The organism is Amorphus sp. MBR-141, from assembly GCF_053628695.1.
In genome coordinates this window covers 42,206-64,098 of record NZ_JBRJGW010000012.1, presented here as the reverse complement: position 1 = coordinate 64,098, position 21,893 = coordinate 42,206, and the positions used below count along the sequence as shown (strand labels likewise).

Here is a 21,893-nt window from a genome sequence, read left to right as displayed (position 1 = left end):
GCGCGACCGCCGCACAACGGCAAGAAGCAGTTTTCTTGGGATTTGCCTTTCCCTCCGCAATCCCGGACGGAAAACCGCAAGGGCACTTTTCCTGGGATTTGCCTTCCCTTCCGCAATCCCGGACGGAAAACCGCAAGGGCACTTTTCCTGGGATTGCTAGGCCGTCTTCCCGAAGATCTCCCGGCCGATCAGCATGCGGCGGATCTCGCTGGTGCCGGCGCCGATCTCGTAGAGCTTGGCGTCGCGCAGCAGCCGGCCGGTCGGATACTCGTTGGTGTAGCCGTTGCCGCCCAGGCACTGGATGGCATCGAGCGCCACCTTGGTCGCCTGCTCCGCGGCGTAGAGGATCGCGCCGGCGGCGTCCTCGCGGGTGGTGCGGCCCGCGTCGCAGGCCTTCGCCACCGCATAGACATAGGCGCGGCAGGCGTTCAGCGCGACATACATGTCGGCAAGCTTGCCCTGCATGAGCTGGAACTCGCCGATCGGCCGGCCGAACTGCTTGCGCTCGTGCAAATAGGGAACGACCACGTCCAGCGCCGCCTGCATGATGCCGAGCGGCCCGGCCGCCAGCACCACCCGCTCGTAGTCGAGCCCCGACATCAGCACGTTGACGCCGCGCCCGACCTCGCCGAGGACGTTCTCCGCCGGCACCTCGCAGTCCTCGAACACCAGCTCGCAGGTGTCGGAGCCGCGCATGCCGAGCTTGTCGAGCTTCTGGGCCGGCTTGAAGCCCGCCATGCCCTTCTCGATCAGGAAGGCGGTGATGCCGCGCGCGCCGGCCTCCGGATCGGTCTTGGCGTAGACCACCAGCGTCTCGGCGACGGGGCCGTTGGTGATCCACATCTTGGAGCCGTTGAGCACGTAGCGGTCGCCGCGCCTGTCGGCGCGGGTGCGCATCGACACCACGTCGGAGCCGGCGCCGGGTTCCGACATCGCCAGCGCGCCGACGTGCTCGCCGGAAATCAGCTTCGGCAGATACTTCGCCTTCTGCGCGGCCGTGCCGTTGCGGCTGATCTGGTTGACGCAGAGGTTCGAATGGGCGCCGTAGGAGAGCCCGACCGAGGCCGAGCCGCGGCTGACCTCTTCCATCGCCACGCAGTGCTCCAGGTAGCCGAGCCCGGAGCCGCCGTATTCCTCGTCCGCGGTGATGCCGTGCAGGCCGAGTTCGCCCATCTGCGGCCAGAGCTGGCGGGGAAACTCGTTGGTCCTGTCGATCTCGGCGGCGAGCGGGGCGATGCGATCGTCGGAGAAGGTGCGCACGCTGTCGCGCAGCATGTCGGCCGTCTCGCCGAGACCGAAATCGAAGACGGGCAGATCGTTGCGCATGGGGCGTTCCTCGCTGCGACCGGCGGTGGAGTCCGGCCGGTTCGGGTTTCGCCCAGCATGCCGTTCGACGCCCTGCAGTTGCAATAGGAAGGGCCGCTGGCACCCGATCCAAGAAAGAGTGTGACGGGGATCACGCTTTGGCGGGTGACCCGTTGCGATCCGGCCCCTATCCACGATCTACGTTGTGTGTTGCGACGACCAAAGCCCGAAGCAAGCAGTGTTCAGCAGGTACTGCCTTGCTTCGGGCGACGGCGCTTCAGGGTCTGGGCAACCGGCATGGGCATCTATCAACGGCTGATCGGAGCGCGACTGGTGTCCGCGGGATGCGGACTGCCGATTCTCGCGCGCAAGCGCCAGCGCATCATCCCGAAGGCGCGCGGCGTCGTCGTCGAGATCGGCATCGGTGCCGGCTACAACCTTCCCTTCTACGATCGCGACAGGGTCGAACGGCTGATCGGGGTGAACCCGGCCGACGGCTTCTGCGATCCCGACCGCATCGCGGCCCGGGCGGACGGCCTGCCCGTCGACCTCGTGGAGGATTCCGCCGAGGCGCTCTCCCTGGCGACCGGCATCGCCGACACGGTGGTCTTCACCTACACCCTCTGCTCGATCCCCGACGTGAAGGCGGCGCTGTCGGAAGCCCGCCGCATCCTGAAGGCCGACGGGCACGTGCTGTTCTGCGAGCACGGCCGCTCGACCCGCGCCTCCACCGGCCGCCTGCAGGAACGGCTGACGCCGATCTGGCGCCCGATCGCCTGCGGCTGCCGGCTCGACCGAAACCCCGTCGGCCTGCTGGAGCGCGCCGGCTTCGAGATCGACTGCCTCGAACAGGGGCCGCTCGACGGCGTGCCGGAGGTCCTCGGCTTCCACCACGTGGGCATCGCCTCGCCGCGCGTCAGCCAGGCAGCCTCTTTCTCCCCCGTCTAGATCTGCCCGCAGCATGTCCCCGTTCGGATCGAAGCGATCGGAGCGAAGAGCAATGGCTCGAGGGTTCGAATCCGGAGCCATGCGGGCGGGCTGCGGGGCAGTTGCGCCGGAGATGTCTGGCTGCGACTGTTCCGGCACGCTTGCGGACGTGGAGACGCGACATGGACCGGTTCACCGGCGGGTGCCAGTGCGGCGCCGTCAGGCTCGTGGCGACGGGGCGGCCGTATCGCGTCGGCCTCTGCCACTGCCTCGACTGCCGCAAGCATCATGTAACGCGCAACTTCGGTTGGCATAGGCGGGGGTTTGGCGGGATTTTCCGGGATTAGGCGGGATCACGCGAAATCGGATGTGATCTCAAAGGCCTAACCGGGATTGGTGCTGGCGGATAATTCCCTGTCCGAGCGGTCAGGAGTGCCAACCGAAGTTGCGCGGCCTTTCTGAAAGGGCCGTTGGCGCAAATCGCGCGCCGCGCTAAGGCGTTGAAAACACACAATCCGGCATTCAGAAAGTGGGACGCGGAGAGCGCCTGCGCGGTCACGCGTCCCACTTCGGCTAACCTGTTGAAGCGGCGAACTAAACCGGATGTCGAACCATATATTAGAAACTTCGAAAGTGGGACGCGGCGGCGGTCGGTCAGGAGTGGTGCTTCGCGTTCGATGTCCGGTCGGCCATTTCGCTTACTCGCGCGGCCGCCTCTTCGTGGGCGACGTCCAGAAGGTAGGCCAGAAGGTCGAACCCGAGGGCCCTGGCGCGAGCGCGCAGCTCGGCGCACTGCGACATCAATTCAGCGGCGGCCGCGCCGCGATCTCCGGAAGGCTTCGTCGGGCCGGTCATGCGGGATCTTCCCGACGGCCGGAGGCGACAATCTCAAGTGAGCCGTCCGGCAGCGGACGCTGAAGCGCCAACGCCTCTTTGATCGGCGCCGACATCCAGAGGTCCATCTCTTCGGCGTTGGTGAGGATCACCGGCATCGCCTTGGAGTGGACCGGGCGGACGACGTCGTTCGGCTCCGTCGTGAGGAATCCGAAGAGCTCGTGCTCGCCCTCCTCGGGCGCCTTCTGTGTGCCGCGCGTGCCCGTCCAGCGCCCCCAGATGCCAGCGAATGCAAAGAGCGGACGCTCCTCCGACAGGGCAAACCAGGTCCAGACCTTGCGCCCGTCCGGGCCGGGCGCGTCGGTCGGCTCGCAAAAGGAGGTCGCCATCACCAGGCAGCGCGCTTCCGGCCCCGTCCAGCGCCGCCAGTGCGGCGAGGCGACGTTGCGGATATTGGTGACGCCTCGATCGACCGGGCTCTTGAGGTAGCGCGGCGGGGTCGGCATTCCCCATCGCAGCATGACGAGCTCCCGCTCCCCATCATCTCCGCCGCGCACAACCGGCGCGAAGTTGTCCGGAAAGATCGCTGGCAACGACGGCAGGTTGCCGGCGCGGTCGCGCGTCGCCTTCACGAAGTCGCGGATCGCCTGCTGGCTCTTGGTGAGCGAGTAGAGATTGCACATCACAGACCGCCCTTAACCACAACCTACCCCTGTATCTTGCGGATTGTGCATCCGATCACTGAATTTCAGGTTGCGGGGCCCACCAACATCAAGCCGAGCGTTTACCGGTTCCGGGTTCCTCGCGGGCCGCCTTGAGCCGCTTGCGGAGACGCGCCTCCAGCCAGGGCAGCAGGGATTCCAGCTCGTCGCGGTCTGACGGATCCTCTGCACGGGCCAAGAGCTCGTTGTAGGCCGTGGCCGCTTCGTCGATCAGGACGTCTGAGGGAAGCCGCACGTTCTCCGATTTGTGGACAGCTGCAACCACTCGGGAAACGTCGCGAAGCAACGCTCCATCTACTGATCCGCCCTGTTGACGGCTCGGAGGATTCGGAGGCTCTGGCCGCATTGCCCCCTTGCCATTTGCCAACCATTCGACGGAGACGCCGGCACCTGCGGCGATCCTTGCGGCCGTCGTGACCTTCGGTTCGCGAGCGCCGCTCAGGTACGATTCCAGTGTGCGCCTCGGGATCCCCGACCTCTGCGCCAGCACATTTCCTCCGCCCACCGCATTTGCACATTCGCGCAAGCGCGAGGTGAACCCCTCGTCGCTCATGGGCTCACTCCGCACTCGTGCGAGTAACCCAATTTGGCACGAATGTCGTAGATACGGCGCGCAGGAGGCCAACCAGATCGCCGTGGGTGGCGGTAGATACGTCGATCGTGCTTGAGCGCATACGACATTCGTGCCATATTCGTCACGTTCGTGATTTGCCCACCGAAAAAAACCGGTCCTGCCAGACCGGTCCCTCGGAGACGATGATGACGAAGGCCGAACGGCCCCTAGACCAGCACGACATACGAGCCGCGATCCATCGGAAGGGGAAGACCCTTACAGGGATCGCCCTCGCCCATGGCCTCGCGGAATCGTCGTGCCGTGTCGCTCTTATCAGGCGCCACCCGGCCGGAGAGCGGGTGATTGCCGATGAACTCGGCGTGTCCCCCGCGAGCCTCTGGCCCGATCGCTATCCGTCATCGTCGCTCGGAGAGCCTACCCCCACCGAGGCCCGCCACGCGAGTCCGAAAGCCGGCGCGGCTACAGACAAAAGGCGCGCCGCATGAAGATGAAGCTGTCTGGACTTCGGGCGAATGCTGACAGGTTCACGCCCCGGCGCGCGAGCGATCCGCTGTCGGCGCTGATCGTCGGCGCCTGCCTCCTGCTGGCGATCGCCTGGGCGATCGCGCCGGCCGTTCAGGCGGTGATCGAGGTCGCCGCCCGATGAGCGGCGCGCGCGCCACCTACGAGCAGATCCCCGTCGCGTCGATCGACGTTGGCGACCGGCTCCGGCAGACGAACCCGGCCTGGGTCGAGGCGCTTGCCGCGATGATCAGGGAGCAAGATCTGCTCCAGCCGATCTCGGTTGTTCACGAGAACAGCGAACGCTATTCGCTTATGGCGGGTGCGCACCGGCTGGCCGCCGTACAGCTCCTCGGCTGGGAGATGATCGACGCCCGCGTGACACCGGCCGCCTGGATCAAGGATCAGGAGCGGCGGCTTCAGGAGATCCTGGAGAACGTCGCCCGCAACGAACTCAACAAGCTCGATCGGGCCGCTAACCTCGCCGAGCTGCTCTCGGTCTACGAGGAACTCCACCCGGAAATCCGGAATGGCGGCGATCGCAAGAGCCAAGCCTCTAAAGATAAACGCGAAAATCAGATGGCAATTTTTGCCATCCGATCCGAGATCGCGGAGAAGGTTGGCCTATCGGACCGTGCCGTTCGCATGGCCGTGGCGATTTGGAACGGCCTTTCCTCCGACAGCCGGAAGCGCCTCCCCGGCACAGACCTTGCCAACCATCAGGCGAGCCTGAAGACCCTCTCCGGCCTCGACGCCGTCCTGCAGAAGAAGGTCCTGGACTTACTTTTTTCCGATCCGGCGGGCGCGGACGACCTGGACGAGGCGATCTCCATCGCGATGGGCGTGAAGGCAGAGCCGGACAGTGACGCAGTCCTGCGACGGGCCCTGACCGGCTTCACGCGCCTGAAGAAGGATCAGCAGCGCGCCTTTGTCAGGCAGCATCAGACGACGCTCATCGCCGCCCTTCGCGCGGAGGGCCTGATCTGATGGCGCGGGCTCGCGGCGACACACGGACGCTCGACCTTCTCGACTGGCAACCGCCGAAGGTTGCCGTCGGCTTCGAGGACGAAATCCGCGCCGCGAGCCTCGACGCGAAGATCGCCAAGGCGCTGTCCAGGGCGATCCGGCAGAGCAAGAAGAGCCGGCCGGCGATCGCCGAAGAGATGTCCCGCCAGCTCGGCCGCTCGATCTCAGTGGCCACCATCGACGCCTATACCAGCGAGGCGAAGGAAGGGCATCGGATCCCGCTCGACCGGTTCATCGCGCTCATCCACGCGACGGGAAGCGTCGACCTGCTGGGGTGGCTGGCGGAGGAGTTCGGCTACGTGGTCGTGCCCGCTGAGTACAGGGACCTGATCGAGCTCCACCTGATCCGGGAGCGCCGCCGGGAGATCGAGGATCGGGAAGCCGCGCTGGAAGCACGCTGGAAGGGGTCGCGGCGATGAAGTTGTGGCTCACACCGCAGGAGATCGCCGACCTGGCCGACGCGGGCTCGCTGCCGGGCCTCCCGACCACCAAGCGGCGCGTCAATGCGATGATTGAGCGCGAGGGCTGGGACCGGCATCATGCCCAGGTCCGCACGCGCCGCGATCGCGGCGGCACCATCACCGAGTATCACATCGACCTGTTGCCGCTCGCTGCCCGGCTCGCCTACGCCGGCTCGGCGCTGGCGGTTGATCCCGCCGACTGCGTGCCCGACACGCCGGAGCTGGACGATCCCTGCTCGCCCGGCCGGCAGGTGCGGGACGCGCGCCGGGCGCTGGTGGCGATCGCCGACCGGTACGCCCGGTCGAGCGACCTCGGCACGGCCGCCGCCGACCATCTGTTCGCAGAGCTCTACAATGCCGGGAGCGTCGCCGCATCGGACTGGATCCGCGAGACGGTTGCGGCCGTGAGCCCGCGCACGCTGGCACGCTGGCGCTCGGACTTCCGCGCCGGCGGCCCGGCTGTGGATCCGCGCGGAAGCCGACGCGGTACCGGCGTCCTCGATCGCGCCAACGGCGGCCAGGTCCGGACCCTGATCCTGGCGGCGATCGCGAAGAACCCGCTCCTGACGGCGAAGCACCTTCGCGCCTTTGTCCGCTCCCAGATCGGCGACACCCTCACGGTGGAAAGCCGCAGCGGTGCGCGCGCCGTTCCGCTGCCGCCCCTCAGGACGTTCCAGGCGTCGATCTCGGCGTGGAAGGAGAGCTACAAGGCCGACCTTCTGCTGCTCACCGACCCGGACCGCTACAAGTCGATCATGCGCCCGAGCGCCTCGGGTTCGACCCGCGCGGCACGCCTCAACGAATGCTGGCAGATCGACGCCTCGCCCGCCGACGTCATGACCACGGCCGGTCGCCACTCGGTCTATGTATCCGTCGACGTCTATTCCCGCCGCATGGTGGTGCTCGTCTCCGACACGCCGAAGGCGGCTGCCGTCGGTCTGCTCCTGCGCAAATGCCTGGTCAGGTGGGGCGTTCCGGAACGGATCAAGAGCGACAACGGCAGCGATTTCGTAGCCAACTCGACCCGGCGCCTGATCGACACCCTCGGGATCGAGCATGAGGCCTGCGACCCCTACCGGCCGGAGCAAAAGGGGATCGTCGAGCGGGCGATCGGGACCTTCCAGCGCGATCTCGTGCGCACCTTGCCCGGCTTCATCGGGCACTCCGTCGCCGACCGGAAGGTGATCGAGAACCGGAAGGCATTCTCCAAGCGCCTCGGCCTCGACGAGAAGAGCCTGTTCGAGGTCGATCTGACGCCGGCGGAGCTCCAGTCATACGCCGATCGCTGGGCCGACGAGATCTACGCCCACGCCCCGCACGAGGGCCTGCGGCGCCGGACGCCGTTCGAGGTGGCCAACGCCTACACCGCCCCCGTCCGGCGGATCGCCAACGAGGATGCGCTGTCGCTCCTGCTGGCACCGATCGCCGGGTCCGACGGCTACCGGACCGTGACGAAGAAGGGCATCCGGGTCGGCGGTGAATACTACTGGACGTCGGCGGCGATGCCGCAGACCCGCGTGTTCTGCCGTCACGATCCGCAGGATCTCGGGCGCCTGATCGTGTTCTCCGAGGACGGCGAGACCTGGCTTGGCGAGGCGATCGCTCCGGAACTGGCGGGCGTCGATCCCGCAGAAATGCATGCCCGGCTCCTGGCCGAGCGCAAGGCCTACCACGACGGCCGCCTGAAGGACGTTCGCCGGGAGACGCTGGCGATCACGCCGCGCACCATCGTCGAGGGCCAGTTCCACGCGCGCGGCACAGCCGACGTCGTCGCCTTCCCGCGCCCCTCCGATGCCCACACGACGCCCGCGATCGATGCGGCCGCCGCGGCCGCCGGGCGGTCTTCGGAGCCGACCGTCGACCCGAAGACCGTCGAGGTCCGTGAGCGGCTGAAACGCGAGGATGCGGCGAAGCCGACGACGGCGCGGGTTCTGCCGATGAAGCCTTCCGAAAAGAAGACCGCGCGGCAGCTTTTTGCCCAGGCGCGGGCGCTGGAAGCGCGTCTGAGCGCTGGCGAGACTCTACCGGAAGCCGAGGCGCGCTGGCTCGCCAGCTACCAGCGGACCGACGAGTACTTCAGCCTTTCCGTCACGGAAATGGACCGGCACGCCAGCATGGCGTGACCAAAGAAAAGGGGGCGCCGAAGCGCCCCCAGAGAAGTAAGTGCAGGAGATCAGGAATGCAGACGAACATGCCTCAGGTCAAGCAAACTCTCGCGGTCCTGAACAACGTCAGCGCGCTCCACATCCTCGTGACGGCGTTGATCAGACGCGACCGTCATGAGCCGGGACTGGGCGTATTTTCCGGCTGGGCGGGCTCGGGAAAGACCTACGCTGCCATCTACACCCAGAACAAGACGGGGGCCATCCGGCTTGAGGTCGGCGAGAGCTGGAGCCGCAAGACGTTCTTGCAGCGGCTGCTGATCGAGCTTGGTGAGGACACGAAGGGCACGATATCCGATCTCGCAGAACGCGCGGCGATCGCGCTCGGCGACGATCCCGACCGACCGCTGCTCATCGACGAGGCCGACAAGCTCATCGATCGCGGGATGATCGAGATCGTCCGCGAACTGCACGACGCGACCGGCGTCCCTGTGGTGCTGATCGGCGAGGAGAAGCTCCCCCACAAGCTGCAGCAATGGGAGCGCGCCCACAGCCGAGTTCTCCGGTGGGAGCTGGCGCAGCCCTGCGACGCGGATGACACGCGCGCCCTTGCCGAGATGTTCTGCGAGAACATCGCGGTCAGCGACAGTCTGCTGGAAGAGTTGCGGAAACAGTCGACGGGCCGGGCCCGCCGCATCGTCGTCAACCTTTCCCGGATCCGCGAAGTCTGCTTCCGGCTCGACCTGTCGGAGATCGACCTCGCGACGTTCGAACAGAACGTGTCCGGCGGCTGGTACACGTCCACCCCGCCCCGCCGGGGGAGCGCCTGATGCCCCCCATCCTCAAGCTGCGCATCCGCGCCTCAAGCCGACCGCTGCAGACCGGCAACACCCACTTCTGGCGGGTGATCCGCGACCTGGACAAGCAGCAGGGCGAGTGGTCGATCGAGGACGTCTACCGTCGCTCCGGAGACGCTCACCGCAAGTCGGTCGACGATTACATCAGGCGGCTCACCAGGGCGGGGATAGCCCGCGAGACCACGACCGCCCCTCCGCGGCGGTACAAGCTGCTGACCCGGCCGGCGGCCGTCCCGATCATCAGTCGGGACGGCACCATCGGCCGCCAGGGTGCCGGCGTCCGCCACATGTGGACGGCTATCCGGGCACTGCGATCCTTCACGTTTCGAGACCTGGCGGTAGCGGCAACGACCGAGGAGGTCTCGGTTTCGGCCGAGACGGCCAAGGCTTATCTCAAGCGGCTCGACGCGGCCGGCTACCTTCGGACGATCGACCCCGGCCAGCCCGGCACCCCGCGCACCTACGCCCTGAAGCGCTCGATGGACACTGGACCCGAAGCGCCGCGGATCCTGCGAACCAAGTTCGTCTGGGATCCGAACCGCAACCAGGTCATGGGCGAACCCGAGGCCGAGGAGGACCGGCCATGAACCGCGGTCCCATCCCCGGCCGGCGCCCGGAAATGCGCCCGTGGATCGACAAGGCGCGCGATGCTCACAGCACGCTGCCGGAGTGGATCGAGGCGCTGGCGCTCGCCGCCGACGCCAAGGGCCTGGCGGCGACCGCGAAGCTCGTCCGCTATTCCCCGTCGACCCTCTCCACCGTCCTCAACGGCAAGTATGCGGGCGATCTCGGCCGGGTCGAAAATTCCGTCTCCGGCGCGCTGCAGGGCGTGACCGTGATGTGTCCGGTGCTGGGCGAGATCGGCCGCCAGCAGTGCGAGCGCCACCAGCGTGCGCCGAAGACGGTCTCCAACAGCTCCAGCTTGAGACTCCACCGGGCCTGCCGGTCCGGGTGACCGGTGCCGATCAGCGCGCCATCGCCGCGACCTCCAACGAAATGCAGAGCGTCGTTGGCTTCGCCCGGTCGACCCGGCTGTCCACTCCGGTGATGAACGCGCTCTTCGACAAGATGGACGCGGCGGACCTCACCGCCGGCGGCAAGGTGCTCAACAATTTTTTCGCGAGTGGCCCGACGACTGGGAAGCCCAGCTAGGCGTCCTGGCCGACGGCACCGGGTTCTCCGCCGCCGAGCTAGAAAGCTTCACGGTCGGCGACATCACGTTCTGGTGGGACGCGCTGATGGCCGGCCGCACGCTGTTGAAGGACGTGAAGTGACATGTCGCGATCGATGGCTCTCGACGTCCTGGTGCGGCTGCGCGACCGCATGTCCGGCCCGATGCGGCGGCTGCAGCGCAACCTCAAATCGCTCGCCAACGTCGGCCGGCAGATCGGCTTCATCGGCACGGCGATCGCCGCGATCTCCTTCCTCGGGCCGATCCAGCAGGCGGCCGCGTTTGAAGCGAAGCTCCTGGACATCGCCGGCACCGCCAATCTGAGCGGGGCAGCCGCCTTCGACTTCGCCGCCAAGACACGGCGGGAATACGAAGAGCTGGCGCTGGCGATCGGCCAGGCGTCGGACACGATCGCCGACGGCGCCGGCCAGATGATCGCCGCCGGCGTCGACGAAGGCGTCATCAACCGGAACATCGCGACGATCGGCAAGTCGGCCACGGCGGCGAGCGCCGAGTTCTCCGACATGTCGGCGGTGGCGACCGCGCTGCTGCAGACGCTGCAGGTGCCGGAGACCGAGCTTGAGGGGGCGCTCGCCGGCCTGGTCGTGGCCGGCAAGGAAGGCGCCTTCGAGCTGAAGGACATGGCGCGCTACTTCCCGCAGCTGACCGGGCAGATGAAGAAGTTCGGCATCACCGGACGCGAGGCGTCCGACCAGATCGCCACCCTCCTGCAGATCTCCAGGAAGGGCACGAGCGACCCGGCCCAGGCGGCCACGAACCTGCAGAACTTCCTGTCGAAGGCGCTGGCCCCGGTCACCCAGAAGAAGTTCCAGGAGCTGGGCGTCGACATAGAGGCGGTGATGCAGGACGCCGCCGCGAAGGGCATCAACCCGATCGAGGCGATGCTCCAGAAGATCGGCAAGCTCACCGGCGTCTCCAGCGATTCGATCAGCAAATACATGAACGTCGCCAAGGCGCGCGGGCTGGAGGGCGGCGATGCACTCGAGTACGTGCGCGAGCAGCTGGAGGCCATCGGCGCGGCGGGCAAGCTGGGCGAGCTGTTCCAGGATCAGCAGGTGCTCGACTTCCTGATCCCGATGATGGCGAACATCGACGAGTACAAGCGGATCAAAGCAGAGGTCGCGGCCGCCACGGGCGAGACGATCGACGCCGACTTCGACACCAAGATGCAGTCGCTCAACGTCCAGCTCGTGCGGTTCCGCGAGATCGGGACACAGGCGATGCGCGACGTCGGCTTCGCGTTCGGCGAATGGCTTCCCGGCATCAACGACCAGCTCGAAGCCGGCCTCAAGTGGCTGCGCGCGACGGACGAGGCGACGGGGGGATGGGTGCGCCAGGCGCTGGTCGCCGCCGGCGGCGGCATCCTGTTTGCCGGTGCGCTCGGGGCGCTCGGGCTGGCCCTGCCGATCGTCGCGGCCGGCTTCGCAGCCCTCGGCTCCGTCGTCGCGATCGCGCTCGGGCCGCTCGGCCTGATCATCGGGCTGGTCGCCGCCGGCGCCGTCCACATGGCGAAGAACTGGGACCGCTACGGACCCCGGATCCAGCGCATGTGGGACCGGACGAAGCGGGCCTTTGTAGACGGCGGCCGGGAGATCCTCCGGCAGGGGCGCGAGCTGGCCGCCCGCTACGAGCCGATGATCCGCGACCGCATCGGCCGCGCCTGGGACTGGGCGAGCGAGCGGGCCTCGCGGGCCTGGGCGCGGATGCCGGCGATGGAGAACCTGACCCTTCCGAACCTGCGCGCCTGGTTCGACGACATCGACTGGAGCGGCACCGCGACCAACGCCGGCAAGGCGATCGCCGACGGCATCGTGGCCGGGTGGCGCCTGCGGATCGAGGGGATCAACGCGGCCGGCGACATGCTCGCCTGGCTCTCAAACCAGATCGACCAGATCGACACCGAACAGCTCGGGACGCAATTCGCGAACGTCCTGGTCAACGTGTTCTCCCGTGCCGGGGACATGATCCAGTCGGCGCTCGACATCCTGGGCGGTGGGGCCGGCGGTACCGGCATCGGCAAGGCGCTCGCCGACAGTCTCGACAACGCGCTCTCCGGAGCGGGCAACGTGGTGACGTCGGTGATGCGCAAGCTCTTCGACTTCAACGTCGGCTTCTGGTCGACGCTGCTGGGGCCGAGCATCGACGCGATCAAGTCCGAGTTCGGGAACATCGACCTGATGCAGGTTGGCCGAGACGCGCTCCAAAGCCTGATTGATGGGATGAAGGAGCGCTTTGCAGCTCTACTCGAGTGGGTGAAGAGCATCCCCGGAAAGATCAAGGATGCCATTGGCAACATCGATCTTTCCGGCTCGGTGTCCTGGCCGACGTTCCTGGGGGGATCGGAAGGAAAGTCCGAACCTGGTGCACCCGCCAACGAGAACACGCCGGCCGCGCCGTCTCCTGGCGGCGTCGAAGGCCGCCGTCTGCGCCGGCGCTCGTCGCTGGAGACCGGACGGAAGTTCGCCGCGGTCCCGGCCGCCCGGACGGACGTCTCCGGCACCATCCGCATCGCCGTCGAGGGGCCGGGCAAGGTGACCGAGGCGACATCCTCCAACCGCCAGGTCGCGCTCGCGCCCGACCGCGGCCGCGCCGTGGGTCTGGCATGATGGGGCTGGCATGATCCTGGACAGCGTTGCCGACCTCCTGCCGGGCCTGATCCCCGGCCAGTATCGTGGCGTCGTCTTCGACGTGCCGGACACCCGCACCGAGGTCGGCCGGCGCGTGGCCGAGCACCTGTTCCCCGGCCGGGACGATGCCGAATACGACGATCTCGGGATGCTGCCGGAGGTGGTCTCGGTCGAAGGCGTCCTGCTCGGCGACGACTACATCGCCCAGGCGATGGCCCTGCGCGCGGCCTTCAAGCGGCCCGGACCGGGGACGCTCTATCACCCGTGGTTCGGCTGGATGCGCGTCATCGTCGACCGGCCACCGGAGATCACCTTCTCGTCGCGCGAACTCCGGGTCGCGCGGTTCTTCGCCTACTTCAAACGGATCGACGGGGACCCGGCGCCGGCGTCGATCTCCACGGCGGCGGCGGTCGCGGCAGGCGCGAGCCTGCTTGCGGCATCGGCGCTCATGCTGATCCGCGCCGTCGACGGCCTCACCATCAGTCGGATCGGGGCGGCCGCCTCCACCCGGACCTCGCGCGTGTTCGCCGCCGCCGTCACCGACACCGCCGGCACGGTGCCGGACGTGCGCACCGGCACCGGCGCACGGGCGATCACGGCCGCCGCCGCGTCGCCGGCCGCCACGCCTGGCGCGGTCGCCGGCCTGGTCGCCGCCACCGGGGCGGCGCTGCGCGCCTCGGTCCCGGCGCTGACGGCGGCCAACAGCGTGGTCGCGCCCGCCTTCGAGGCGCCGGCGCAGGACGTGGGAATGTCGCCGCCGCAGGGTCTCGACTTCGCCCTCGGCCTGTCGAGCCGCCTCGTGGCGGCGGTCGCCGACGCGCCGTCCGTTCCCGACCAGGCGATGCTGCTCGGTACGGCGGCCGCCATGCTCGCCGAGGCGGGGCCGATGCTGGCCCAGGCGGAGTTTTCCACCCGGAGCGAGGCGCGCGCCGCCCGCGCGGCGATCGCGACCGAGACCGACCGGGTGACGACGGCGGCCGAGGGCCTCGGCGAGACGCTGTTCGCGGCCGTGGCCAGCACCACCGGCCGCCTGGCCGGAGACTTCCGGCTGGCGGCGATCGCCGACATCAACGAGGTGATCGGCCGGCTGCCCCAGGTGGTGGCGCTCACCACGACGCGCCCGGCCGACGCCTTCCAGGTGGCGGCGCATCTGTTCGGTGACACGCCAGCGGCGATCGAGATCGGCTACACCGACATCGTCGCCCGCAACCGGCCGCGCCATCCCGCAAGCCTGCCGGCCGGGCGGGTCGAGGCGGCGCGCTGATGGCCAAGATCCCACCCGATCTCGTCCCGGCCGACGAGCCGACACGGCGGGTGCGCCTGGAGATCGACGGCGTCGGATCCTTCGACAGCTGGGTGTACGTCGAGATCGTCCGCGACCTGCAGGACTTTGCCGGGTCGTTCACGGTGATCGCCCGCGACGCCACCCGCTTGATCGCCACCCTGCAGTGGGCCTCGCCGCCGCCGCTCTACCGCCTGCGCCCGGGTCCGGGAGTGCGGATCTACATCGACGACGAGATCGTCCTTACCGGCTGGATCGAGAAGGTCCGGCCGGACATCGACGAGGCCGGCGCCCAGGTCACGATCTCGGGGCGCGACAAGGCGGGCGACCTGGTCGACTGCGCGGCCGCACCCGACGGGCCCGGCGAGTTCCGGCAGGTGACGCTGGAAGAGGCCGCCCGGCGCATCTGCGCACCCTTCGGGCTGTCGGTGCGCTGCGAGATCGACACCGGCAGGCCCTTCGACCGCTATCCGCTGGAGCTGACCGAGACCCCGCTTGCCGCGATCGAGAAGGGCGCGCGGCAGCGGCACGCGCTGGTGACGTCCGACGGCCTCGCCGGCGTCGTCCTCACCCGGACGGGGGGCACGCGGGCGCCGGCCGACCTGACGCTGCCGGGCAACATGAAGGGGAGCAGCGCCGAATACAGCCATGAGGGGCGACACTCGCGCACCGTCGTCCACGCCCAGGGCGAGCGCGCCGGCGGGCGGCGGACCGGACGGCCGGCGCCCCTGGACGTGACGGCGGAGCCACTGTCGATCGAGGACCGGGCCGCCGGCGACGGATCCGCGACCGAACGGGAGCGCTTCGGAACGGCGGTGAAGGGCTCGGCCGTCGATCCGGAGATCACGCGCTACCGCCCGATCGTCCACCTCGCAAAGACACAGGCGGACGGCCTTGCGGCGGCCGACGAGGCCGACTGGCGGATGCGCACGGCACGCGCCGCGGCCGAGGCGCTGGTCACCCGGGTGCACGGCTTCCGGGCGAACGGCGAACTCTGGAAGGTCAACCAGCTCGCCTACGTCTCCGACGCCTACCAGGGGATCGAGCGAGACGAGCTGATTTCCCGCACGGCGTACCGCTACGATTACCTCGGCGAGATCACCGAGATGACGCTCACGTCGCCAGAGGCCTTCGACGCGCGGCCGGTCGCCAGCCGGCGCACCAACCAGAAGAGCCGGAGCAAGACGAAGGCGAAGCCGAAGGCGCTGGACACGACCGCTGAAGCGCTTTGATCTCGCTCGCGCCGGTTCGCTGCGCTCACGGCTGCGCGGGCGCGGCCTGACCGGCCGGCGCGCGGTCGCGCGCTGGTGGGTGCACGACTGAGAGCCACAGGGAGAGGAAGATGGACCGTGATACCGCAGGCAAGCTGCGCGGGCTGATGCGGCGCTGCTCGATCCGCAACGTGCGCGACGATGGCGAGATGCAGACCTGTTCCGTCGAGGTCGCCGACGGGATCTGGCGCGACGACGTGGAGGTGTTGATGCCGTTCGGGTTCGCCGCCCACGTGCCGGCGGACGGGGCACTCGGCATCGTGCTGGCGATCGGCGGCGACGAGGGAGACCTGGTCGTGCTGCCGATCGCCAACCCGTCGACGCGCCTGGGCGGCCTGAAGGAGGGCGAGGTCGGGCTCTACAACAGCCATGGCGATAAGATGGTGCTCACCGCCGGCGGCGACCTGGACATCAAGACGGGCAAGAGCGTGACCGTCACGTCGCCGACCGGTGTCTCGGTGGACGGCGAGACGCTGTCGCTCAAGGCCGGCTCGGGGAAGCTCGAATAGTGCCGCTGATCGTTCGCCTGGGCGACAGCTCCGACCATGGCGGCGTGGTGTCGTCAGGGGCGGCCAAGTGGGACTGCGAAGGCGAGCCGATCGCCCGGGTCGGCGACATCCTCGAATGCCCTTTGCACGGGCCTCAACCCATCGTGGAAGGGTCCTCAAACTGGGAATGCGAAGGCGCGGCGATCGCCCGGCATGGGGACCATGCGGCGTGTGGGGCGGCGCTTATTTCGGGGGCGGTGAAGTGGGAGTGCGAATAGGAGCGTCCAACAGCGGTGCTCTATACGGCGCGTCTGTGATGCCCTGACCTCTCAAATCCGCGGTCCAAGTTTCAAATCGACGCGCAGCCTTTTCCAGCGTCTTGATGACCTCAGGCCGGTATTGCAGCGGCACTACGCTCTGTTCGCTGATTACAAGTGACGCGTAGAAGCACTGAAACATTGCCCACCTTTCAATGGGTAATCGGCCGCGTCGTCTCGCTGGAGCTGCGGGAGGTCCACGACCACATCACCTGGTGGGGCCGGCAGTATTTCGTGGACACGGCCGAGGACGAGTTCGTCTACCGCCACGCCGGCATCTGGGGGATCACGCCCCGGCCGGCGACCACGGCGATCGGCAGCGTCGACATCGAGGGCACGGCGGGTACCGTGCTGCCGTCCGCCCTGGAGCTCTCCGGATCCGACGGCACGCTCTACGTGACGACGGAAGCCGGCGCGATCGGCGTCGGCGGGACGGCCACCGTCGCCGTCGCCGCCACGACGGCCGGACCGGACGGCAACCTGGAGGCAGGCGTCCGGCTGGTCACGGTCACGCCGTTCGCCGGCATCACACGCATCACCGTCGCCGGCGACGGCATCGCCGGAGGTGCTGCCGAGGCGACACCGGCCGAACTGGCCCAGGCGGTGGGCGCCCATATCCGCCAGCGCCCGCACGGCGGCGCGGCCTTCGACTATCCGACCTGGCTTGCCGAGGCCTTCGACGTCCGAGCCGTCGGCGTCGTGCCCGAGTGGATCGGCCGCGGCTCGGTCGGCGTCGTCGCGATCATGAAGGATGGCGCCTTCGGCCGGGCGCCGACCGAGGGCGAGATCGAGGCGATGCAGCGCCGCATCGGCCGCTTCGGCAAGGCGGAAGGCGTGCGGCCGGTGACAGCCAATGCGATCGTCGTCGCCGGCGAGGTGACCCCACTTACGCTGCGGCTCCGCCTGCGCCCCGACACGGCCGAGGGCCGCACTGCCGTCACCGAGGCCTGGTCGCGCTTCGTCGCCACCATCGGCGACGAGGACGACGCCGTGAACGATGGTCCGATCGGCGCGCTGATCGAGCCGTCGCGGATCTCCGAGGCCATCTCGGCGGCGGCCGGCGAGTATGCCCACGATCTCCTGGAGCCGACCGCGCCCTTCACCCTGGAGCGCACCGAATATCCGGTGCCGGCGGCGCCGATCTTCGAGGCGGCGCCATGAGCCGCTCCGTCCAGGACGTGCTGCGAAGCCTGATCGGCAAGCTGCATCCGGGCTGGGCACTGGCCAGGCGCGGCGGCGTCCTGGACACGGTGCTGGAAGGCATCGCCGGACCGATCGCCGACGCCGAGGCGAGCGCCGAGGCGCTGATGGACGAGATCGACCCGCGCGCTGCCGTGAACCTATTGCCGGATTTCGAGCGGGTGCTGGGTCCGGACCCGTGCGGGCGCGACCTGGACAACCCATCGCTGCAGGAGCGGCAGCGCGTCGCCCACCAGCGCTGGACGGCCGTCGGCGGCCAGTCGCTGCCCTACCTGATCGCGCTTGCCGCGAACCTGGGCGTGCTGATCCGCATCGACGAGTTCTGGCCGTCCAAGGCGGGCGTGCTGCGCGCCGGCGATCCGCTCATTTCCGACGGCGAGCAGTTCGTCTGGCGGGTCCGGCTGGCGCTGCTGGGCGAGTTCCTGTTCCGGGCCGGCGGCGGACGCGCCGGCGATCCGCTCGGCTGGATCATCCTGTCGAGCGTCGAGTGCGAGCTCCGCCGCATCGCCCACGCCCACACCGTGGTGGTGTTTTCCTACGTCGATCCGGTGAGCCTGATCGGCGTGCCGACCATTCTGGGGCCGGCCTCCACCACGGACCCGACGCCGGTCATCACCGGCATCACCGCCGAACCCGGTGCGATCATCGAAATCGAGGAGGTCTGAATGGACCGCGTCAACGGAGCAGACTTCGTCGACATCGGCGGCGGACGGCGGGGCTTTCGGGGCCAGAGTTTGGGCGGCGGTGTCATCGGCACCGAGGTGACGGCCGCCTGGCTGAACGCCGTCCAGGAAAACCTGATGAAGGTGATCGAGGCGGGCGGCTTCGACGGCAACATCGCCGACTGGGAACTTCTGTGGAAGGCGCTCCAGGTCGGTCAGGCGGGGCGGTCGGACATCCCGGTGCTCGGCTGGCAGGCGGCTCCGCCAGGGGCGCCAAGCGTGGGCGACCGCTACGTCGTCCAGGAGGATGCGACCGGAGCCTGGGCCGGGCACGACCACCAGGTGGCGACCTGGTTCGGCGCGTGGGCCTTCGCGGCGCCGATGATCGGTCAGCAGGCGAACTTCCTCACGGACGGCCTCTATCGTGTCATCTACTTCGACGGCTCTGTCTGGGCGGAGCATGGGGCTGGCCGCCTGCTCGGCGTCCAGGTCTTTTCGGCGGCAGGGACATCAACTTACACGCCGACGGATGGAACACGCAGCGTAGTGGTCGAGCTGGTTGGCGGCGGCGGTGGAGGTGGCGGGGCGCAGGGCACCGGGCCGTCCCAGGTTGCGTCCGGGTCCGGAGGCGGCGCTGGAGGATATGCGCTCAAGCGCATCACCTCCGGTTTCTCGGGCGTGACGGTGACCGTCGGCGCAGGTGGCGTCGGCATCTCTGCGAACAATGGCAGCGGCGGGGGAACGTCGAGCTTCGGGGCGCTCGTGTCTGCCACTGGCGGCGGCGGCGGTACGCTTGGTGTGGCCGGCGGATATGCGACGACATCGGTGGCCGGCGGGGCCGGTGGAGGTAACGGATCATCTGGCGATCTCAACGCCGCTGGCGGCTATGGGAAATACGGCATCTACCAAGCTTCCCCGGCCAGTGGCGAAGGTGGGGCATCCCATTTCGGCGCCGGAGCGGCGCCCGTCAGTGGCACGTCGGGCGGCAATGCCGCCGCCTCTCCAGGTGCCGGCGGGTCAGGCGGCGTGGTGTCGCCCAACACGTCGATCAACCCCGGTGGTGGCGCCGGCATGGCCGGACTGGTGCTGGTCTGGGAGTACGCATGATGTGGGCACGTATCGAAGAGAGTCGCGTGGTTGAAACGACCACTGTGGACCCGGCAGGCCGCTTTGCCCCCGGGCTCGACTGGAGAGCGGCGCCCGAGGGCGTCGCGGTTGGGTGGCAGGTCGACGGCGAGACCTTTGGGGCGCCCGCGGGGCCGTCGCTTGCCGACCTGAAGGCGGCAAAGGCGGATCTGGTCGATGCCCGACGGGATACGGTCCTGACGGGCGGCTACCAGCACAATTTCGGCGGGTCGGCCGGAGTCCGCACCCTCGACAACCGAAGCGAACGCGACGCCATCAACTGGCTGGGGTTGAAGGGCCTCGCTGACGCGATGATCACCGCCGGCGACGGCGACGATCTCCTGTCGCTCCGTGATGCGTCGAACGAGACGTTCACGGCGTCGGCGGCGACTGTGGGGGCATCACTGATCGGCATGGCTGTCTGGCGGGCGTCGGTGCTTGCCGCGTCCTGGACCATCAAGGACGCAATCGCGGAGGCCGAGGACAAGGCCGCGCTCGCGGAGATCGACATCGACGCCGGCTGGCCGGAGTAGGCCGTGGCGACCGACAAGGGGATTGCCGACGGCGACGGGGCGTGGCCGGTCCAGGTGACCGCGCCTCTCGGCGTCGGCACGCACCCGTATCGGGCGCGCCAGTCCCTGGACGGAGTCACCTTCGGCGCCTGGTCAGAGACGTTCGACGTCACGCGCCTTCCCACTCCCTGGGATCCGTCGATCGATCTGGGCACCCAGGCGGCGGTGTTCGACCCCTATGCCGCCCTTTATCAGGACGTCGCCGGAGCGACGCCGGCCGGCGCCGACGGCGATCCGGTCGCCCTCGATGCCGATCGCAGCGGGAACGGCCATCACTTCCTGCAGGCGACGGGCGACAAGCGACCGACGCTCAAGGTGTCCGGCATATGGCGCTATCTGCAGTTCGACGGGGGTAACGACCTGCAGTCGCTCACATGGGCTGGCGGGGCGGCTTCCTCGACGATGATCGTGGCGGTCCGAACCACCGACCCCCTGTTCATCCCGTTCTCTGGCGGCGCGTCGCAGTATGCCTTTTGCTGCGACGGGGGCGGCGGCTCCATTGCAGAGGGCACCGGCGGGCTCGCGACCCATCATGTCGACGATGGTCCGAACCTCACCGACCGAACCGATTTCCAGACCGCCGTCGTCGACGACGCCTGGCACATCTGCGAGCAGCGGATGGCGGATTTGAGCACCTGGACGCCGATCAATTTCGGCGGCTACCCGACCCTCGGCTTCTTCGCCTTCGGCGGGTTCCGTGGGCGGATGATCATCGCGCCGAGCGCCAAGCTGACACCGTCCGTCCTGGCCTACGCACGCGGATGGGTCGCGGATGGTATTCCGAGCGGATGACCGACCAGGCGCGGCGACCAGGCGAACCGGAGGGGGTGGGATTGAGCTGAGGTGGGAGGGGCCGGGCGTAAACCCGGCTGCGGGGCGTCAACTGGTCCGTCTGAACCCCGCAAGACGCCAATCGAGATAACGTCACCCTCCCGCTGCTGCCAGGCAGCCGAGCGAAGGTGACCGCAATCTCTGAAGGTTCCGTTGACAAGACAGGAATATCGGGCCGTTGAGCCCGTCCGCCCCGCCGCCGGCTATATCGGTGGCAAGCGCAACCTCGCCGGCCGCCTGATCGAGCGGATCGAGGCGATCCCGCACGATGGCTACGCCGAGGCGTTCGTCGGCATGGGAGGCGTGTTCCTGCGCCGCCGGTCGGCGCCTCCCTTCGAGGCGATCAACGACGCCTCCGGCGACGTCGCCAACTTCTTCCGCATCCTGCAGCGGCACTACACCCACTTCCTGGAGATGCTGCGCTTCCAGGTCGCCTCGCGCCGAGAGTTCGAGCGGCTGATCAAGACAAATCCGGACACGCTCACCGACCTGGAGCGGGCCGCGCGGTTCCTCTACCTCCAGCGCATGGCGTTCGGTGGCAAGGTCACGGGTCAGACCTTCGGCGTCAGCAAGGTCGGCGGGGCGCGCTTCAACGTCACCACGCTCGCGCCGACGCTGGAGGCCATCCACGAGCGCCTCGCCGGTGTCGTCATCGAGCGGCTCCCCTGGCAGGACTTCCTGAAGCGCTACGACCGGCCGGGAATGCTGTTCTACCTGGACCCGCCGTATTTCGGGAACGAGGGCGACTATGGCCGCGATGCATTCGGGAGGGAGGAGTTCGCGGAGATGGCCGAGCGCCTGGCTGCGCTGAAGGGGACGTTCCTGCTGTCGATCAACGACCGGCCGGAGGTGCGAGAGACGTTCCGGGGCTTTGAAATCGAGCCTATCCAAACCACCTATTCCGCGTCCCGGGCGGCTCCGGAAGTGGCGAAGGAACTGGTGATATCCCGTGCCACAAGAGCGCCATCAGCCGAGGGGATAATATGAGCGCAATGATCACGTCGGCGCCCTGGAGAG

25 protein-coding genes and 1 pseudogene are annotated in these 21,893 nt (G+C 68.5%); 22 read left to right on the top strand and 4 right to left on the bottom strand.

The window, feature by feature from the left end:
- Positions 1 to 156 precede the first annotated feature (156 nt).
- On the bottom strand, positions 157 to 1,326 hold the full coding sequence (locus tag ACSSVZ_RS16590) for an isovaleryl-CoA dehydrogenase (RefSeq protein WP_453971772.1): 1,170 nt from the start codon (positions 1,324 to 1,326) through the stop codon (positions 157 to 159).
- A gap of 276 nt (positions 1,327 to 1,602) precedes the next feature.
- On the opposite strand from ACSSVZ_RS16590, the gene ACSSVZ_RS16585 reads away from it, so the two are divergent.
- Both ACSSVZ_RS16585 and ACSSVZ_RS16580 read left to right on the top strand, forming a co-directional pair.
- Positions 1,603 to 2,253: a class I SAM-dependent methyltransferase gene (locus ACSSVZ_RS16585; RefSeq protein ID WP_453971771.1), complete on the top strand. Its 651-nt coding sequence runs from the start codon at positions 1,603 to 1,605 to the stop codon at positions 2,251 to 2,253.
- 161 nt (positions 2,254 to 2,414) lie between these two features.
- Positions 2,415 to 2,522 (top strand): annotated as a pseudogene (locus ACSSVZ_RS16580) (GFA family protein); the annotation flags it as partial.
- A 364-nt stretch (positions 2,523 to 2,886) separates the two neighbouring features.
- Here ACSSVZ_RS16580 and ACSSVZ_RS16575 read toward each other — a convergent pair.
- The 3 genes from ACSSVZ_RS16575 to ACSSVZ_RS16565 all read right to left on the bottom strand — a co-directional run bounded on the left by ACSSVZ_RS16575 (position 2,887) and on the right by ACSSVZ_RS16565 (position 4,341).
- Complete coding sequence (locus ACSSVZ_RS16575; protein ID WP_453971770.1) at positions 2,887 to 3,087, bottom strand: hypothetical protein; 201 nt, start codon at positions 3,085 to 3,087, stop codon at positions 2,887 to 2,889.
- Positions 3,084 to 3,749 carry an SOS response-associated peptidase gene (locus tag ACSSVZ_RS16570; RefSeq protein ID WP_453971769.1) on the bottom strand — a complete coding sequence of 222 codons (666 nt, stop codon included), beginning with the start codon at positions 3,747 to 3,749 and terminating at the stop codon, positions 3,084 to 3,086. The genes ACSSVZ_RS16575 and ACSSVZ_RS16570 overlap by 4 nt, the downstream gene beginning before the upstream one ends.
- Positions 3,750 to 3,837: 88 nt before the next feature.
- Positions 3,838 to 4,341 (bottom strand): helix-turn-helix domain-containing protein, encoded by a 504-nt coding sequence (locus ACSSVZ_RS16565; RefSeq protein WP_453971768.1) that lies wholly within the window; start codon positions 4,339 to 4,341, stop codon positions 3,838 to 3,840.
- Positions 4,342 to 4,544: 203 nt separating this feature from the next.
- Here ACSSVZ_RS16565 and ACSSVZ_RS16560 point away from each other — a divergent pair, with 203 nt between their 5' ends.
- The 20 genes from ACSSVZ_RS16560 (at position 4,545) to ACSSVZ_RS16465 (ending at position 21,863) form a co-directional block, all read left to right on the top strand.
- Positions 4,545 to 4,847 (top strand): helix-turn-helix domain-containing protein, encoded by a 303-nt coding sequence (locus tag ACSSVZ_RS16560; protein ID WP_453971767.1) that lies wholly within the window; start codon positions 4,545 to 4,547, stop codon positions 4,845 to 4,847.
- On the top strand, positions 4,844 to 5,008 hold the full coding sequence (locus ACSSVZ_RS16555) for a hypothetical protein (RefSeq protein WP_453971766.1): 165 nt from the start codon (positions 4,844 to 4,846) through the stop codon (positions 5,006 to 5,008). Before ACSSVZ_RS16560 ends, ACSSVZ_RS16555 begins: the two co-directional genes overlap by 4 nt.
- Positions 5,005 to 5,850, top strand: a complete 846-nt coding sequence (locus ACSSVZ_RS16550) for a ParB/RepB/Spo0J family partition protein (RefSeq protein ID WP_453971765.1) — start codon at positions 5,005 to 5,007, stop codon at positions 5,848 to 5,850. Before ACSSVZ_RS16555 ends, ACSSVZ_RS16550 begins: the two co-directional genes overlap by 4 nt.
- Positions 5,850 to 6,308: a hypothetical protein gene (locus ACSSVZ_RS16545; RefSeq protein ID WP_453971764.1), complete on the top strand. Its 459-nt coding sequence runs from the start codon at positions 5,850 to 5,852 to the stop codon at positions 6,306 to 6,308. Before ACSSVZ_RS16550 ends, ACSSVZ_RS16545 begins: the two co-directional genes overlap by 1 nt.
- Positions 6,305 to 8,473 (top strand): DDE-type integrase/transposase/recombinase, encoded by a 2,169-nt coding sequence (locus ACSSVZ_RS16540; protein ID WP_453971763.1) that lies wholly within the window; start codon positions 6,305 to 6,307, stop codon positions 8,471 to 8,473. Before ACSSVZ_RS16545 ends, ACSSVZ_RS16540 begins: the two co-directional genes overlap by 4 nt.
- Positions 8,474 to 8,529: 56 nt before the next feature.
- On the top strand, positions 8,530 to 9,282 hold the full coding sequence (locus tag ACSSVZ_RS16535; RefSeq protein ID WP_453971762.1) for an AAA family ATPase: 753 nt from the start codon (positions 8,530 to 8,532) through the stop codon (positions 9,280 to 9,282).
- Positions 9,282 to 9,896, top strand: a complete 615-nt coding sequence (locus ACSSVZ_RS16530; RefSeq protein WP_453971761.1) for a hypothetical protein — start codon at positions 9,282 to 9,284, stop codon at positions 9,894 to 9,896. The genes ACSSVZ_RS16535 and ACSSVZ_RS16530 overlap by 1 nt, the downstream gene beginning before the upstream one ends.
- On the top strand, positions 9,893 to 10,264 hold the full coding sequence (locus ACSSVZ_RS16525; RefSeq protein WP_453971760.1) for a transcriptional regulator: 372 nt from the start codon (positions 9,893 to 9,895) through the stop codon (positions 10,262 to 10,264). The genes ACSSVZ_RS16530 and ACSSVZ_RS16525 overlap by 4 nt, the downstream gene beginning before the upstream one ends.
- The gene (locus tag ACSSVZ_RS16520; protein ID WP_453971759.1) at positions 10,261 to 10,461 is read left to right on the top strand and encodes a hypothetical protein; all 201 of its coding nucleotides are present in this window, start codon (positions 10,261 to 10,263) and stop codon (positions 10,459 to 10,461) included. The genes ACSSVZ_RS16525 and ACSSVZ_RS16520 overlap by 4 nt, the downstream gene beginning before the upstream one ends.
- A 123-nt stretch (positions 10,462 to 10,584) precedes the next feature.
- Positions 10,585 to 13,107 (top strand): phage tail tape measure protein, encoded by a 2,523-nt coding sequence (locus ACSSVZ_RS16515; RefSeq protein WP_453971758.1) that lies wholly within the window; start codon positions 10,585 to 10,587, stop codon positions 13,105 to 13,107.
- Positions 13,108 to 13,117: 10 nt separating this feature from the next.
- On the top strand, positions 13,118 to 14,392 hold the full coding sequence (locus ACSSVZ_RS16510) for a DNA circularization N-terminal domain-containing protein (protein ID WP_453971757.1): 1,275 nt from the start codon (positions 13,118 to 13,120) through the stop codon (positions 14,390 to 14,392).
- On the top strand, positions 14,392 to 15,642 hold the full coding sequence (locus ACSSVZ_RS16505; RefSeq protein ID WP_453971756.1) for a phage baseplate assembly protein: 1,251 nt from the start codon (positions 14,392 to 14,394) through the stop codon (positions 15,640 to 15,642). Before ACSSVZ_RS16510 ends, ACSSVZ_RS16505 begins: the two co-directional genes overlap by 1 nt.
- A gap of 110 nt (positions 15,643 to 15,752) precedes the next feature.
- Positions 15,753 to 16,190: a phage baseplate assembly protein domain-containing protein gene (locus ACSSVZ_RS16500; RefSeq protein WP_453971755.1), complete on the top strand. Its 438-nt coding sequence runs from the start codon at positions 15,753 to 15,755 to the stop codon at positions 16,188 to 16,190.
- A complete protein-coding gene (locus ACSSVZ_RS16495) occupies positions 16,190 to 16,447 on the top strand; it encodes a PAAR domain-containing protein (RefSeq protein ID WP_453971754.1) in 258 nt (85 codons plus the stop codon). The genes ACSSVZ_RS16500 and ACSSVZ_RS16495 overlap by 1 nt, the downstream gene beginning before the upstream one ends.
- Before the next feature lie 180 nt (positions 16,448 to 16,627).
- The gene (locus tag ACSSVZ_RS16490) at positions 16,628 to 17,647 is read left to right on the top strand and encodes a baseplate J/gp47 family protein (RefSeq protein WP_453971753.1); all 1,020 of its coding nucleotides are present in this window, start codon (positions 16,628 to 16,630) and stop codon (positions 17,645 to 17,647) included.
- Complete coding sequence (locus ACSSVZ_RS16485) at positions 17,644 to 18,351, top strand: YmfQ family protein (protein ID WP_453971752.1); 708 nt, start codon at positions 17,644 to 17,646, stop codon at positions 18,349 to 18,351. The genes ACSSVZ_RS16490 and ACSSVZ_RS16485 overlap by 4 nt, the downstream gene beginning before the upstream one ends.
- A complete protein-coding gene (locus ACSSVZ_RS16480) occupies positions 18,352 to 19,455 on the top strand; it encodes a DUF2793 domain-containing protein (RefSeq protein WP_453971751.1) in 1,104 nt (367 codons plus the stop codon).
- 26 nt (positions 19,456 to 19,481) lie between these two features.
- On the top strand, positions 19,482 to 20,006 hold the full coding sequence (locus tag ACSSVZ_RS16475; protein ID WP_453971750.1) for a DUF4376 domain-containing protein: 525 nt from the start codon (positions 19,482 to 19,484) through the stop codon (positions 20,004 to 20,006).
- A gap of 3 nt (positions 20,007 to 20,009) precedes the next feature.
- Entirely contained in the window at positions 20,010 to 20,837 is an 828-nt protein-coding gene (locus tag ACSSVZ_RS16470; RefSeq protein ID WP_453971749.1) for a hypothetical protein, read from the top strand.
- 192 nt (positions 20,838 to 21,029) lie between these two features.
- Positions 21,030 to 21,863 carry a DNA adenine methylase gene (locus ACSSVZ_RS16465; RefSeq protein ID WP_453971748.1) on the top strand — a complete coding sequence of 278 codons (834 nt, stop codon included), beginning with the start codon at positions 21,030 to 21,032 and terminating at the stop codon, positions 21,861 to 21,863.
- Positions 21,864 to 21,893: the final 30 nt, after the last annotated feature.